14 protein-coding genes and 1 pseudogene are annotated in these 15258 nt (G+C 64.2%); 11 read left to right on the top strand and 4 right to left on the bottom strand.

Features of this window, described 5'->3' with window-relative positions; all coding sequences use genetic code 11:
- The first annotated feature begins 3 nt into the window (after window positions 1-3).
- From EKK97_RS18530 to EKK97_RS18555, 6 genes and pseudogenes are all read left to right on the top strand, one after another.
- A complete protein-coding gene (locus tag EKK97_RS18530; RefSeq protein ID WP_159554148.1) occupies window positions 4-1020 on the top strand; it encodes a 4-hydroxythreonine-4-phosphate dehydrogenase PdxA in 1017 nt (338 codons plus the stop codon).
- Window positions 1021-1183: 163 nt separating this feature from the next.
- A complete protein-coding gene (locus EKK97_RS18535) occupies window positions 1184-2176 on the top strand; it encodes a TRAP transporter substrate-binding protein (protein ID WP_159554150.1) in 993 nt (330 codons plus the stop codon).
- 86 nt (window positions 2177-2262) lie between these two features.
- Window positions 2263-2730 carry a TRAP transporter small permease gene (locus EKK97_RS18540; RefSeq protein WP_159554152.1) on the top strand — a complete coding sequence of 156 codons (468 nt, stop codon included), beginning with the start codon at window positions 2263-2265 and terminating at the stop codon, window positions 2728-2730.
- A 9-nt stretch (window positions 2731-2739) separates the two neighbouring features.
- Window positions 2740-4013 (top strand): annotated as a pseudogene (locus EKK97_RS18545) (TRAP transporter large permease).
- An 18-nt stretch (window positions 4014-4031) separates the two neighbouring features.
- Complete coding sequence (locus EKK97_RS18550) at window positions 4032-4934, top strand: NAD(P)-dependent oxidoreductase (RefSeq protein WP_159554154.1); 903 nt, start codon at window positions 4032-4034, stop codon at window positions 4932-4934.
- Window positions 4935-4936: 2 nt separating this feature from the next.
- Complete coding sequence (locus EKK97_RS18555; RefSeq protein WP_159554156.1) at window positions 4937-5848, top strand: amidohydrolase family protein; 912 nt, start codon at window positions 4937-4939, stop codon at window positions 5846-5848.
- 80 nt (window positions 5849-5928) lie between these two features.
- On the opposite strand, the gene EKK97_RS18560 is transcribed toward EKK97_RS18555, so the two are convergent.
- Window positions 5929-6582, bottom strand: a complete 654-nt coding sequence (locus EKK97_RS18560; protein ID WP_159554158.1) for a GntR family transcriptional regulator — start codon at window positions 6580-6582, stop codon at window positions 5929-5931.
- A gap of 39 nt (window positions 6583-6621) precedes the next feature.
- Window positions 6622-7431 (bottom strand): transcriptional regulator GlcC, encoded by an 810-nt coding sequence (glcC, locus tag EKK97_RS18565; RefSeq protein ID WP_159554160.1) that lies wholly within the window; start codon window positions 7429-7431, stop codon window positions 6622-6624.
- 203 nt (window positions 7432-7634) lie between these two features.
- Between glcC and glcD the strand changes: the two genes are divergently transcribed.
- From glcD to EKK97_RS18585, 4 genes are all read left to right on the top strand, one after another.
- Window positions 7635-9131 carry a glycolate oxidase subunit GlcD gene (gene glcD / locus EKK97_RS18570; RefSeq protein WP_159554162.1) on the top strand — a complete coding sequence of 499 codons (1497 nt, stop codon included), beginning with the start codon at window positions 7635-7637 and terminating at the stop codon, window positions 9129-9131.
- A 12-nt stretch (window positions 9132-9143) separates the two neighbouring features.
- A complete protein-coding gene (gene glcE / locus EKK97_RS18575) occupies window positions 9144-10250 on the top strand; it encodes a glycolate oxidase subunit GlcE (RefSeq protein WP_159554164.1) in 1107 nt (368 codons plus the stop codon).
- Between the two features lie 20 nt (window positions 10251-10270).
- On the top strand, window positions 10271-11506 hold the full coding sequence (gene glcF / locus EKK97_RS18580) for a glycolate oxidase subunit GlcF (RefSeq protein WP_159554166.1): 1236 nt from the start codon (window positions 10271-10273) through the stop codon (window positions 11504-11506).
- A 74-nt stretch (window positions 11507-11580) separates the two neighbouring features.
- Window positions 11581-11982 carry a GlcG/HbpS family heme-binding protein gene (locus tag EKK97_RS18585; protein ID WP_159554168.1) on the top strand — a complete coding sequence of 134 codons (402 nt, stop codon included), beginning with the start codon at window positions 11581-11583 and terminating at the stop codon, window positions 11980-11982.
- A gap of 85 nt (window positions 11983-12067) precedes the next feature.
- Here the strand turns inward: EKK97_RS18585 and EKK97_RS18590 are convergent, their stop codons facing one another.
- On the bottom strand, window positions 12068-13672 hold the full coding sequence (locus EKK97_RS18590) for a BCCT family transporter (RefSeq protein WP_201296921.1): 1605 nt from the start codon (window positions 13670-13672) through the stop codon (window positions 12068-12070).
- A gap of 296 nt (window positions 13673-13968) precedes the next feature.
- On the opposite strand from EKK97_RS18590, the gene EKK97_RS18595 reads away from it, so the two are divergent.
- Window positions 13969-14220, top strand: coding sequence for a hypothetical protein (locus tag EKK97_RS18595; protein ID WP_159554172.1), 252 nt, complete (start codon window positions 13969-13971; stop codon window positions 14218-14220).
- A 40-nt stretch (window positions 14221-14260) separates the two neighbouring features.
- Here the strand turns inward: EKK97_RS18595 and EKK97_RS18600 are convergent, their stop codons facing one another.
- Entirely contained in the window at window positions 14261-15169 is a 909-nt protein-coding gene (locus tag EKK97_RS18600; RefSeq protein WP_234286669.1) for a choline sulfate utilization transcriptional regulator, read from the bottom strand.
- Window positions 15170-15258 lie beyond the last annotated feature (89 nt).

Below are 15258 nucleotides of genomic sequence, written 5' to 3' on the forward strand. Positions count from 1 at the left end.
GAGATGACCCACTCAAGACCCTGCATCGCCGTGCCCCTGGGCGACCCGGCGGGCATCGGCCCCGAGCTGGTCGCCAAGCTGCTGGCCGACCGCCAGGCAATCGAAGGGGCCGACGTGGTGGTGGTGGGCGACCCCTGGCTGTGGCAGGAAGGCCAGCGGGTGGCCGGCACTTCTCTTACGCTGCCCGAGATCGCCTCCTGGGAGCAGGTCCGCGGCCAGGCCGGCCCCGTACTGCTGCCGCTGGACACCATCCGGCCAGAGGAGGTCGAGTTCGGCCGGGTCGATGCCGCCTGCGGTGCCTCGGTGCTGAAGGTGCTGGCCCACTGCCTGGACGCTGCCCAGGCGGGACGAATCGATGCCATCTGCTTTGCGCCGCTCAACAAGCTGGCCATGAAGCGGGGCGGCCTGCGCCATGAGGACGAGCTGCACTTCTTCGCCGAATACCTGCAGGTCCCGGGAGAGGTGTGCGAGTTCAATACTCTCGGCAGCCTCTGGACCTCGCGCATCTCCTCCCACGTGCCGCTCAGCGAGGCCGCCAGCTACGTCACGCCGGAGCGCATCCTGAATGCCACCCGCCTGATTCACGATGCCCTGGTGGCAGCGGGCGTGACGCAGCCGCGCATCGCGGTGGCGGCGATCAACCCCCACGCCGGCGAGGGCGGCACCTGCGGACGAGAGGAGATCGACGTCATCGCGCCCGCCGTCGAGGCCTGCATCGCCGCCGGCTATTCGGCCCAGGGCCCTTTCCCCGCCGACACCCTCTTTCGCCGCGCCCGCGACGGCGAGTTCGACGCCGTCGTCACCATGTACCACGACCAGGGCCAGATCGCCCTCAAGCTGCTGGGCTTCGAGCGCGGCGTCACCGTTCAGGGCGGCCTGCCGATTCCCATCACCACACCGGCCCATGGCACCGCCTTCGACATCGTCGGCCAGGGCAAGGCCAGCGTGGAAGCCATGCGTCACGCCTTCGCCATCGCCTGCCGGATGGGCGCGCATCATGCCCTCAACCGCAGCGCTTAGCCCGCATTGATGAACATGAGACGCAACGCGAGGTAGACGAAAGTATATATAAAAATAATGAATTATGAGTTCATAATAACATTAGCTTTTCAAAGGCACGCCCGCATCCCTGGGCAGAGCCCCAGGGCATGGCACCCGCCCTACAACAACAACGAGGTCCAACATGAAGCTCAAACACCGGTTCCCACTCACCCTTGCGGCAGCCTTTGTCCTTGGGCTTGCCTCCGCTTCCGTCTCCGCCACTACTTTGCGTTACGCTCATGTCGGCGCGGAAGGCGACGCGCAGACCCGCTTCGCCTCGGAAGCCTCCGCCGCCATCGAGGAAGCCACCAACGGCGGCGTCAGCATTACCATCTTTCCGGCCAGCCAGCTGGGCGGCGTGTCCGAAATGGTGAACGGCGTCTCGCTGGGCTCCATTTCCATGGCCCACCACGAGTTTGCGTCCCTGGCACAATCCGTACCGGACATCGCCGTGTTCAACGCGCCCTTCATCTATCGCGATGCGGAGCATGCGCTCAGGGCCACGGACCCCACCTCGCCGGTCATCAGCGAAATGAACGAACAGCTGATCGAAGAGGCCGGCATGCGCATCATCGGCAGGATGTATCGCGGCGCTCGCCACATCACGGCCAACTTCCCCGTGACATCTCCCGACGATCTGGCGGGCAAGCCGTTTCGTGCCGTACCGCTCGACATCTGGATCTCCATGGTTCGGGGCTTTGGCGCGGACCCCACCCCGGTAGAAGTCTCGGAACTCCCCACCTCCCTGATGACGGGACTGGTCGTGGGTCAGGAAAACCCCTTGACCATGATCCGCTCCGACAACCTGCACGAAGTGCAGTCGCATGTCTCCATGACCGGCCACATGCACTCCATCCTCGCCGTCTTCATCAACGAGAACGTATGGCAGTCCCTGGACGAGGAGTACCAGGAGGCCATCACCAACGTGCTGACGGAGAAAGCGGAAGAGTCCCTGCGCTGGGCGCAAGAGACCGAAGATGAGCTCATCGAGGAGCTGACACAGCGCGGCATGACCATCATCACCGAAGAGGATGGCTTGGATATCGATGCCTTCCGCGAGCAGGTACTGGCACAGATCAACCGCGACTACCCCAATTTCGAGCCCTACATCGAGATGATCGGGGAAGTGGAGTAACGGTCCAGCTAGAGCAACTACCCAGCTGCCCATACACCGGCGAGGGGCAATGGCCTCTCGCCGGAACATGACCCGATGGGTGAAAAATGAGATACGGAAAAAAGTGGCTCGAGATTTTCTGCGCCTTGCTTCTTGCCGGCATGATCCTGGTTCCTTTCCTGCAAGTGCTTTCTCGTGATCTGCTCGGCACCTCGATCCCCGGCTCCGGCGAACTGACACGCTTTCTCTTGATTTGCCTCGTCTTTTCATCCTATCCGCTGGTCATCGCCAGCGGCGAGAACATACAGATGTCGGAGCTGCGTGACGCCCTTCCGGCAATGCCGAGACGATGGCTGAACCGGCTGATCATGGTGGCCTCAATCATCATTTGCCTATTTGTTGCCTACTCCGCCGCCACCACCGTGCAGACAAATTTCAACAGGGCGACCCCGGTACTGAAAATCCCCTACTGGATCTTTTTCGGCACCACCGTTCTTGGCCTCCTAGGCGCAGCCCTGGTTCATCTTCTGCAAGGCACGAGCACGATCGATAACAAATCCGACTCCGGCGTATAAGGCACCTCCATGGGCTTGATCATCCTCGGCATCTTTCTCGTTCTCTTTCTGCTCGGGTTTCCGGTCGTCTATGCGATCCTGATTCCTTCTGCGATCTACGTGTTACTCGAAGGCCTGCCGCTGGGCCTGATGGGGCAGCGAGTCACCTATGCCCTGGACAGCTTCCCCCTGGTGGCCGTCCCTATCTTCATCTTCGTCGGCAACCTGATGAACCAGTCGGGCATCACCGACCGGATCTTCCATTTCGCCAATACCCTGGTGGGCCGGGCGCCGGGGGACTGGCTCAGGTCAACATATTCTCCAGTCTGATCTTTTCCGGCATGTCGGGCGCCGCGCTTGCCGACGTCGGCGGGCTGGGCAAGATCGAGATAGAGGCAATGAAGAAGCGCGGCTACGGAGCGCCCTTCTCCGCCGCCGTTACGGCATCTTCAGCCGTCGTCGGCCCCATCTTTCCGCCCAGCATTCCTCTTATCGTCTATGGCTCGGTCACCAGCGTATCGATCGTTCAACTGCTACTGGCCGGCATCGTACCGGCATTGATCTGTATCGCGCTGCTGATGATCACAGCGGCATTGCTGGCCCTGCGCCACGACATGCCGAGAGCCGAGCGCTGGCCAACGCTCATGGAACTCAATCGCGCCTTCATCCCGGCCTTGCCCGCCCTGCTGGCCCCAGCACTGATGATCTCGGGCATGCTCATGGGACTGTTCACTCCCACGGAAGCGGCCGCGGTAACGGCAGCCTATGTCGTCTTCATCAGCTCCGTTCTCTATCGGGAGCTCACCTGGTCGCACCTCGTGTTCTCCCTACTGGCCACACTCAGGACCACCAGTGCCATCCTGATCATCGTGGCGGCAGCGGCCATGTTCGGCTGGATACTCTCCGTCGAGCAAATTCCCCAGCGCTTCGCCGCCTTCATCCTGCAAATATCGCACGAGCCACTGGTCCTGCTGCTGATCGCCAATCTCATCTTCCTGGTGGCAGGAATCTTCCTGGACTCCACCACCGCGACCCTGTTGATCGTCCCGATCGTGGCACCGCCCATGGTGCTCGCCGGCGTCGACCCCGTTCACCTGGGCATCGTGTGTATCTTCAACCTGATGATCGGTCTGCTGACGCCGCCGATGGGTCTCTCGCTGTTCCTCGTCTCTTCCATTGCCAAGGTATCGCTGCGGCAGTTGTTGAAAGCACTGGTCCCCTTCTACATCCCACTCATCGCCACCTTGGCCATCATCACCTTCGCCGCCGATCTGGTGCTGTGGCTGCCAAGCTTCATGCGCTGAGAATGCAAGGAGTTCACCATGACGATTTCCACCGTTGGTTTCATTGGACTAGGCAAGATGGGTAGCGGCTTCGTGTCGCGGCTGATCGACGAAGGTTATTCGGTGGTCGGCTACGACATCGAAGCGGCTCACTGCGATGCGGCAAAAGCCCGCGGCGCCGACATTGCCGGCTCGCCAGCCGCCGTGGCCGCACGCTCCGATCTCATCCAGATCTGCGTGACCACCAGCGCCGCCGTAGAAGCGGTGGTACTCGGTGAGAACGGCATCGCCGAGGTCGACCAGGGCGGCGACAAGATCGTGATCGATCACTCCACCACGGAGCTGGAAACGACCCGGCGACTGGCAGCGGAACTCGAGCGGCGCAGCGGCATGCCCTTCGTGGACGCCCCGGTGTCCGGCGGACCCGGCGCCGCCGCGGAAGGTCGCCTGGCCATCATGGCGGGCGGCGCGGCAGAAGCCATCGCAGCCGTAAGGCCGGTCATGGAGCGGCTCGGCCAGTTCACCCACATGGGCGACGTGGGAGCGGGCCAGGCCACCAAGCTGATCAACCAGGCGCTGGTGCTCTCGAACTACTGCGTGATTGCCGAAGCCTGCAATCTCGGCAACCGCTTCGGTATCGACGTGAGCAAGATCCCCGAAGCGCTCTCCTCGGGCTACGCCGGCAGCAATCTGCTCAACGATCTGCTGCCGCGCATGGTGGAGAGCGACTTCGAGCCGCGCGGCTATGCACGCCAGATCCTCAAGGACCTGCACATGCTGCAGGACGCGGCCAACGCGCTGAACGTCGCCATGCCCATGGCCGGCATGGCCAACTCGCTCTACAGCATGCTGATCGCCCAAGGCAAGGGCGAGCTAGATGGCGCCGCCATCGTCACCCTGCTGGAAGACCAAGCGCGACAGGGCAATGCACAAGGGGCATGACCATGACAGACATTCCGATCATCGATGCCCACCAGCATTTCTGGGACCTCGAGCGCAATTACCTGCCCTGGCTATGCGATAAGACACCCATTCCCTTTCGCTATGGCGACTACAGCGCCATTCGCCGCAACTACATGCCCGAGGATTATCGCCAGGATACCCGGGGCTTCAACGTGATCGGCAGCGTGTTCGTGGAGACGGAGTGGGACCCTCGCACACCGGTGGAGGAGACCCGCTGGGTCCATGAGCTGGCCGAGCGCGAGGGGCTGCCGACGGTGATGGTCGCCCAGGCCCGGCTCGACCGGCCCAATGTGGAAGAGATACTGGCCGCTCACCGTGTCCACCCGCGAGTGCGTGGCATTCGCCACAAACCCGCCGCCGCGAGTTCGCCCGCCAAGGTGTTCCCCGGCGCCCCCGGCTCGATGGGCGACCCGGCCTGGCGTCGGGGTTTCGCCCAGCTCGCGGCGCATGATCTCTCCTTCGACCTGCAGACGCCCTGGTGGCACTTCGAGGAGGCCGCCGAGCTGGCGGCGTCTTATCCCGAGACCCAGATCATCATCAACCATACCGGCCTGCCGGCGGATCGCAGCGAAGCCGGGCTCGCTGGCTGGCGCCGGGCGATGGAGCGAGTGGCCGCCCAACCCAACGTGGCGGTGAAGATCTCCGGCATCGGCGTGCCGGGACAGCCCTGGAGCGTCGAGACGAATCGACGCGTCGTGCTCGAAACCATCGAGGCCTTTGGCGTCGAACGCTGCATGTTCGCCAGCAACTTTCCCGTCGACGGCCTGGTGGCCAGCTTCGCCACGATCTTCTCGGGTTTTTCGACCATCACCGAAGGCTTCACGCTCCAGGAACGCCGCCGGCTGTTCCACGACAATGCGGTGCGCTTCTATCGCATGCCGCTGGGGCAATGAGCACCAAGCGCAGATGCCACCCCAGGGGGTGGCATCTGCGTATCGCATGGAAAAGGTGTTGAACAAAATGGCGCAGGACGCTACTCGGCCATCTCCTCGAGCGCCGAGACCTCGACCTTGTTACGCAGGTGGCAGCTCAGGATGCTACCCAGCTCCTTGCCGTCACGCTTTCTCAGCGCCTCGATCATCGCTTCGTGCTCGCTCACGGCTTGGGACCAGTAGTCGCTGCTGAGCTCGGCGGTGAACCGCACCCGGCGCACGCGATGGTTGAGATTCTTGTAGACATCGATGAGCACGTCGTTCTGTGAGGCGACCACGATGGCCTCGTGAATCTGCTGGTTGGCCAGCAGATACTCCTGCATGTTGCCATTCTTGTAATGCGCCAGCATCTGATAGTGCAACGCTTCGATATTGGCCAGCTCCGCATCGGAGATACGCGCTCCGGCCAGCTCGCCCGCCAGGGCTTCGAGGCTCTGCATCACTTCGAAGGTGTTCTTCAACGTGGTGCGGGTCAGCTTGGCGACCCGCGCGCCCCGATTGGGCAGCAGCTCGACGAAGCCTTCGTGAGCCAGCACCTTGAGCGCTTCTCGCAAGGGGGTACGGGAAACGCCGAACTGTTCGCACAGCTGCTTCTCGGGAACCCGGCTGCCAGGAGCCAAGGTGCCCTGGGCGATCATGTCACGAACTCTTTCCGCCACTTCTCCGTGCAGCGTACTCTGCCTGATCTTGTCCATGGAACTTCACTTCTAGAACGAATAAATCTAATTATGCATTCAAAAAATCAGAGCGTCAATTGCACCACGGTGGCTACCCCCACTCCCCAGTCGCATGGCCGAACGCTCCAGACGCTGGTCCTCGGCTTCGATCTCGCGCAGCTGTGTCTCGATGCCGGCAAGATGATCGAGCGCGGCGCGACGGGCCGCCTCGGGCTTGCCCTCCATCACCGCCCGATAGAGGCGGGCATGCTGGCGGTTGATCATTTGCCGCGGCACCTCGCGATGGTAGAGGTTCTTCACCGACGCGAACACGGAGCTGAGCAGCAGGTCGGTAAGCGACTGCAGCGTATGCACCAGGACCGGGTTATGCGAGGCCTGACAGATCGCCAGATGAAAGGCGTGATCGAGATGTGCCAGCCGCTCCACGTCGATGGCTTCGCCGTCCTTGACGTACTCGACCATCGCCTCGTAGCGACGCTGGATCATCACCCGGTCCGCCGGGGTGGCACGCTGCGCCGCGAGCCTGGCCGACTCTCCCTCGAGCAGTGAGCGCACTTCCAGCAGGTCGTACAGAGTGCGTGGGTGGTCGCGAAAAAGGTGCATCAGCGGGCTGTCGTCTCGCCCCGGTACCAGTGCCGCTACCGCCGACCCACGCCCCTGCCGGGTAACGATGATGCCCTTGCTGCGCAGCACGCGCAGCCCCTCCCGCAATGAGGTGCGCGAGACGCCGAGGCGATCGCACAGGCGCCGCTCCGAGGGCAGCAGCTGCCCGGGGCGAAACACGCCATCGAGAATCAGCTGCTCGAGGCGCGCCGCCACCGCATCGGGCGTGCGCATCGGCAGCATCTGCTCATTGTCCTGAAACATGCCTTCCTCCGGGCCTGTGAAGTTCGCCTTGAGTCGATCGGCCGAATGCGCCATGGTTTATCATGAAAATAATTTCCAACATAGCCAAGAACAACTGGTCATACCAGTAGACCGCAGACTGGACAGGTGGTCTCGCAAAGGCGCAGATTGGAGCCCTGCATAAGGACAACCTTGCCGCCAAGACTCGCAATTGAGGCGCTTGCATGAACATTCTCTACGACGAACGACTCGACGGTCCGGCGCCGAAGCTGGACAGGGCGACCATTCGCGACAGCCTCACCCAGGCCATTCCGGACATGACCCTGCTTAGCCGCGAAGAGGACATGCGTCCCTTCGAGTGTGACGGGCTCTCGGTCTACCGCACCCTGCCCATGCTGGTGGCGCTGCCTGACACGCTCGATCAAGTACAGCGCCTGCTGGTGGAGTGCCACCGCCTCGGCGTGCCGGTGGTGACCCGCGGTGCCGGCACCGGGCTCTCTGCCGGTGCCCTGCCGCTGGAGCACGGCGTGCTGCTGGTGATGTCACGCTTCGCGCGCATCCTCGAGATCGACCCCGAGGCACGCATTGCCCGGGTCGAGCCCGGCGTACGCAACCTGGCCATCTCCGAGGCAGCCTCGCCCTATGGGCTCTATTACGCACCGGACCCTTCATCGCAGATCGCTTGCTCTATCGGCGGCAACGTGGCGGAGAACGCCGGCGGCGTGCACTGCCTGAAATACGGCCTCACCGTGCACAACGTGATCAAGGTCGAGATTCTCACCATCGAAGGCGAGCGCATGACGCTCGGTAGCGATGCCCTGGACGCCCCCGGCTTCGATCTGCTAGCGCTGTTCAACGGCTCCGAAGGCATGCTCGGCGTAGTCACCGAAATCACCGTCAAGCTGCTGCCCAAGCCCGAAGTCGCCAAGGTGCTGATGGCCAGCTTCGACGACGTGGAGAAGGCCGGCAACGCGGTGGGCGCCATCATCGAAGCCGGCATCATCCCGGGCGGGCTCGAGATGATGGACAAGCTCGCCATCATCGCCGCCGAGGATTTCATTGGCGCCGGCTACCCGGTGGATGCCGAGGCGATCCTGCTGTGCGAACTCGACGGCGTCGAGGCCGATGTCGACGACGACTGCGAGACAGTGCGCGCGGTACTCGAGAAAGCCGGCGCCACCGGCATCCAGCAGGCCCGCGACGACGCCGAACGCGCCAAGTTCTGGGCCGGGCGCAAGAATGCCTTCCCCGCCGTGGGGCGCATGTCACCCGACTACTACTGCATGGACGGCACCATTCCGCGGCGCGAGCTGGCCCGCGTGCTCAAGGGCATCAGCGACCTCTCCGAGCGCTATGGGCTGCGCGTGGCGAATGTGTTTCACGCCGGCGACGGCAACATGCACCCGTTGATCCTGTTCGATGCCAACCGCGAGGGCGAACTGGCCGTGGCCGAGGCGCTGGGCGGCGAGATCCTCGAGCTGTGCGTGCGGGTCGGCGGCACCATCACCGGCGAGCACGGCGTCGGCCGCGAGAAGATCAACCAGATGTGCGCCCAGTTCCGCCCCGACGAACTGGCCACCTTCCGCGCCGCCAAGGCCGCCTTCGACCCGAACGACCTGCTCAACCCGGGCAAGAACATCCCCACCCCGGCGCGCTGCTCGGAGTTCCGCACCATCAAGAGTGCGAGCGCCGACACCGCTCCCGGCACCCTGCAAGGCTGAACTGGAGTGACCATGGCAAACGCAACGCATCTCTCCGACCATGACGCCAGCGCAGCCCTGGCCGAGCGTATTCGCGAGGCCAACGCCGAGGGCACCCCGCTGCGCATCGTCGGCGGCGACACGCGCTTCTTCTACGGTCGCGAGGTCGAAGGCAGCGAGCTGTCGACTCGCGAGCACTGCGGTATCAGCTTCTACGACCCGGTGGAGCTGGTGGTTTCGGTACGCTCCGGCACGCCGTTGGGCGAGCTCGAGGCGGCCCTGGCCGAACATGGCCAGATGCTGCCCTTCGAGCCGCCCCGCTACGGCGCGGCAAGCACCGTGGGCGGCATGGTCGCCACCGGCCTCTCCGGCCCACGCCGCCCCTGGGCCGGCAGCGTGCGCGACTTCGTGCTGGGCGCCCGGGTGATCAATCACGAAGGCAACGAGCAGCGCTTCGGCGGCGAGGTGATGAAAAACGTTGCCGGCTACGACTTGTCGCGCCTGATGGTGGGCGCCCAGGGCACCCTGGGGCTGATCACCGAGGTCTCGTTCAAGGTGCTGCCTAAGCCCGGGGCTACCCACAGCCTGCACCTGGAGCTCTCCCTCGACGAGGCCCGCCAGCGCCTGGCCGAATGGGGGCGCGAACCACTGCCGATCAGCGCCGCCGCGTGGCTCGACGGCGCCCTGCACCTGCGCCTAGAAGGCGGCCCCAGCTCGGTGGCCGCCACCCGTGCGCGCATCGGCGGCGACGATCTCGACAACGACTTCTGGGCTGCCCTGCGCGACCAACGCCTGCCCTTCTTCCGCGCCGGCCCGCTCGACGAGACCAAATCACCGCTGTGGCGGCTCTCGCTGCCTCACCGCACGCCGGCGCTGGAACTGCCCAACGCCGACGAGCGGCTGATGATTCACGACTGGGCCGGCGCCCAGCGCTGGCTGCGTGCCGACCTCGACGCCGAGGCCCTGCGCCACGCCTGCCAGGCCGTCGGCGGCCACGCCACCTGCTACGGCCCGCGCCCGGCCGAGGTGGAGCCCTTCACGCCGCTGCCCGAGGTGCTGATGAAATATCACCGCAACCTCAAGGCGCAGCTCGACCCCAAGGGACTGTTCAACCCCGGCCGGCTCTACGCGGCGTTCTGAGACGTACAGGATCTTTCGACATGCAGACGCATTTCACCGAGGAAGCCCTCAAGCAGCCGCACATCCAGGAGGCCGACCGCGTCCTGCGCAGCTGCGTGCACTGCGGCTTCTGCAACGCCACCTGCCCCACCTACCAGCTGCTGGGCGACGAGCGCGACGGGCCGCGCGGGCGCATCTACCTGATGAAGCAGATGCTGGAAAACCCGGACGACAGCGAAAACGTCACCGAGCAGACCCGCCTGCACCTGGACCGCTGCCTGACCTGTCGCAACTGCGAGACCACCTGCCCCTCGGGCGTGGAGTACCACAAGCTGCTCGACATCGGCCGCGCCGAGATCGAGCGTCGGGTGCCGCGCAGCACCGCCGAGCGCGCCCAGCGCTACGCCCTGCGCAAGGCCCTGGTGGAGCCGAAGCGCTTCCAGGCGCTGCTCAAGCTGGGCCAGACCTTCAAGCCGCTGGTGCCCGGCAAGCTCAAGGACAAGCTGCCGCCCAAGCCGGTGGATGCCGGCACGCGCCCCGACCACAAGCGCCACGCACGCCAGATGCTGATCCTCGAAGGCTGCGTGCAGCCGGGGCTCTCGCCCAACACCAATGCCGCCACCGCGCGGGTGCTCGACCGTCTGGGCATCGGCCTCACGCCGGTGGCCGAAGCGGGCTGCTGCGGCGCCGTCGACTTCCACCTCAACGCCCAGGACGACGGCCGCGCCCGCGCGCGGGCCAACATCGACGCCTGGTGGCCGCATATCGAGGCCGGCGCAGAAGCCATCGTCCAGACCGCCAGCGGCTGCGGCGCCTTCGTCAAGGAGTACCGCGACATCCTCAAGGACGACCCGGCCTACGCCGACAAGGCCAGGCGCGTGAGCGAACTGGCCAAGGACCTGGTCGAGGTGCTGCGCGACGAGGAGCTGACGAGCCTCCAGGTCAACGCGGGCCGCCGGCTGGCCTTCCACTGCCCCTGCACCCTGCAGCACGCCCAGAAGCTCGGCGGCGCGGTAGAGGGCGTGCTGGTCAAGCTCGGCTTCACCCTCACGCCGGTCCAGGACGCCCACCTCTGCTGCGGCTCGGCGGGCACCTACTCGATCACCCAGCCGGAGCTGGCCACCCAGCTGCGCGACAACAAGCTCAACGCCCTCGAGGCCGGCAACCCGGAAACCATCGTGACCGCCAACATCGGCTGCCAGACGCACCTCAACGGCGCAGGGCGCACGCCGGTCAGGCATTGGATTGAAATTGTCGATGAGTCACTGGCCCGGTAGCGGGCGACGAGCCTCGGGCCGCGAGCGATATCAGCCGCCGTAGCCCGTAGCCAATACTAAACAAGGAGAACCCCATGAAGACCAAACCCGTACTCACCCTGACCGACGTCAACGCCATCCTCGACGCGGCCCAGAAAGAAGCCGAAGCCAACGGCTGGGCGGTGACCATCGCCGTGGCCGACGACGGCGGCCACCTGCTCGGTCTGCGCCGCCTCGACGGGGCCGCGCCGATGACGCCGGATGTCGCCACACAGAAAGCGCGTAGCGCCGCTCTCGGCCGCAAGGAGACCCAAGTCTTCGAGGAGATGATCAACGGCGGGCGCAACGCCTTCCTCTCCGCCCCCCTTTCAGGCCTGCTCACCGGCGGTGTTCCGGTGCTGGTCGATGGTGAGGTCGCGGGTACCGTCGGGGTATCGGGAGTCAAGCCCGACCAGGACGTACAGGTCGCCAAGGCCGGCATCGCCGCCGTCGCCTGAGGCGAAGCCGAACGGGCCGGCCGCGTCTCCCTGCCGATACAGGGTGCCGCGGCCGGCCTTTTTCATGCGCAACCGCAGCGCTCGATCACGCCTTGCCGGGGCGCCGGTGACGCAGCTCGCCGTTCAACGCCTTGACGATCGAGTAGCACATCAACAGCATCACGATGGAGAACGGAATCGCCGTGGCCGTCACCCCCGCCTGCAGCGCGGCAAGACCGCCGCCGAGCAGCAGCACGATGGCGATCAGCCCCTCCACCGTGGCCCAGAACATGCGCTGCGGCCGGGGCGCATCGATCTTGCCGCCGGCAGTGATGGTGTCGATCACCAGCGAGCCGGAATCCGACGAGGTGACGAAGAAGATCAAGGCCAGCACGATGCCGACGGTCGACATCAGCGCGGTCAGCGGCAGCTCATTGAGCATGCCGAACAGCGACAGCTCGGGGCGGTAGCTGTCGATCACGTACTCCTTGACCAGACTGATCTCCGGCGCGGCATAGAGCTGATCGAGAGCGACGCTGCCGAACACCCCCATCCAGATGAAGATGAACAGGCTGGGTATCAGCAGCACGCAGATGACGAACTCACGCACCGTGCGCCCTCGCGACACCCGGGCGATGAACATGCCCACGAACGGCGCCCAGCTCACCCACCAGGCCCAGTAGAAGATCGTCCAGTCCTGACGATAGGCGTCATCCTCGCGCCCGAAGGGAGCCGACAGCGGCACGAACTCCGTCACGTAGGTCGCAAGCCCCGTCCAGAAGCCGCTCAGGGCCACCAGCGTCGGCCCGGCCAGCAGCACGAAGAAGAAGAACAGCACCGCCATGATCATGTTGATCTCGGAGAGCTTCTTCACACCGCCCTCCAGCCCCCGCCATACCGACACCAGGGCCACCGCCGTGACCAGCAGGATGATGATCACCTGGGCCGTGGCGCTGACCTCGAGGCCAAAGACGAAATTCATCCCCGCATTGGCCTGCTGCGCCCCCAGCCCCAGCGAGGTGGCCAGCCCGAACAGCGTGGAGAACACTGCCAGGATGTCGATCACATGCCCCCACCAGCCCCACACGCGCTCACCCAGGATCGGGAAGAAGGCCGAACGGATGGAGAACGGCAAGCCCTTGTTGTAGGTGAATATCGCCAGGGCCAGCGCCATCACCACGTAGACCGCCCAGCCGTGAATGCCCCAGTGCAGGTAGGTGCCGGCCAGGCCCAGGGCCGTCGCCTCAGGGATGGCCGCCGGGTCGAGCTCGCCGTCGGCGCCGAATGGGGAAGGGATACCCAGCGGCAGGGAGACGTTGGCGTGATAGACCGGCTCCAGCACGCCGAAGAACAGCAGGCCAATCCCGATACCGGCGGAAAACAGCATCGCGAACCAGGAGAGATAGCCGTAATCCGGACGGGCATCGGGCCCGCCCAGGCGCACCGAGCCGTAGGGCAGCAGGACGAGCGCGATACAGAACAGGATGAAGAAATCCACCACCAGCATGAAATACCAGTCGAGGGTGCCGGTGGCGAAACCGACGATGGCCTGGAAGATGGCACCCGCTCTTTCCGGGAACAGCAGGGTAAGGATGATGAAAACGACGGAGGCGAGCGCCGAGACGGCGAAGACCCGATTGTGTATGTCGAAGCCGATAGGCCCCAGCCGCCCCTCGATGTTGTCCTGGCCCACGGTGTAATCCGTGTGCATGTCGCTGGTCGATGCTGGATCGCCCGAACTAACCATAACGATATTCTTCCCTTTTATCTAAAATAAATAAGAATTTATTATACACCCTACGACCCCTACCCTCCTGTCACAAGCTCCCGTTGATTGCCGTTTCATCGTCTCGGTAGGAAGCGCAGCGGCCATCTATACTGACAGCGCCAGACCAGAACACGGCGTGTCACCGGCCTGAGGTGGCACCCAGACGTTAGCGGGATATCGACAAATTGCAGGGCGGCCAAATGGCAATGACAGGGCCGCGCCAAACGGGAGGAAACACAATGATCAAGAAACTCTTTGCCGCCATGGTGCTGATGGCCTTCATGGCGCCCGCCTGGGCCGGCCAGTGCCCCATGCTCATGTCAGAGATCGACGAAGCGCTGGAGGATGATGCCAAGGTTTCCCAGCTCAGCGAGGACGAACTCGCGCGGGTGCGCGAGCTGCGTGAACAGGGCGAGCAGTACCACAACGATGGCGACCACGCCCAGTCCGAGGAGGCGCTCAACGAGGCCAAGGAGATACTAGGCGTTTGATGCTCATGCCGGGCGTGCAGCCCGGCATCTCTTCTCCGCGCTATTCTTTCGTCCTTCGCTCACGCTCCTGCGCTGCGCATTCCAATACCCACTCCTGCAAGGCTCGCTTTGCCTCACCGGGTGAATCCGGTCGTGCATCGACCAGCCCATAGCCTCGTGGCGAGCGTAAACGAAGCGCTTTCAGCCCTACCAGCATGCCGTTCTCGAGCAGGTCGTCGACCAAGCCATGCCAGCCCATGGCGATGCCCTGTCCGGCGATCGCCGCCTGGATCAGCAGCGTGTAGTTGTTGAACGTCAGTTCCGAAGATCCCAGATAGCCGACTCCCGCCAGTTGCTCGAAATAGCTCGGCCAGTCCAGCCAGCTCTGCCCCTGATCGGCGGTCAACGTCAGCAACGGTAACTGGCTGAGTGCCTCCAGGTTCTCGATCGGTCCATGGCGTTGCAAGAAGCTCGGGCTGCAGACCGGAAAGACCTCTTCTCGAATCAGCAGGGGAACGCCCCCAGCGAGAGTTCGCTCGTCACAGAACACGATCGCCACATCGACTTCCTGGGCTCGCCAGTCGAGCACGCCCTGGTTGGTCACGATGCGCACGTCGATATGCGGATGCTGTTCGCGGAAGCGCGGCAGCCGCGGCATCAGCCAATACGCCGCGAACGAAAAGTCGGTGAGGATGTTCACGTGAGGATGGCGATGCTTGTGCTGAAGTCGCTCGATGGTGCGATCGATGGTCGCGAACCCCTCCTGCACGCTGACGAATAGCGCGTGTCCCGCTTCGGTCAGCCTCACGCCACGGTAGATGCGTTCGAACAAGGGCAAGCCTAGTTGCTCTTCCAGTGCGCGCACCTGCTGGCTAACCGCCGATTGGGTAGAACGCAGCTCGCGCGCCGCAGCGGTAAAACTCAAATGTCGTGCCGCCGCCTCGAACACCCGAAGGCCGTTGGGCGACACCGACCTAGCTATCCACGACATTAGCTTAACTAATGCCTCCCATTAAAATTCACCGAGTTTACAGGCCCTGAGATTAGCAGAGAGACTGT

Origin of the sequence: Billgrantia tianxiuensis (assembly GCF_009834345.1) — a bacterium.
Taxonomy (GTDB): domain Bacteria; phylum Pseudomonadota; class Gammaproteobacteria; order Pseudomonadales; family Halomonadaceae; genus Halomonas; species Halomonas tianxiuensis.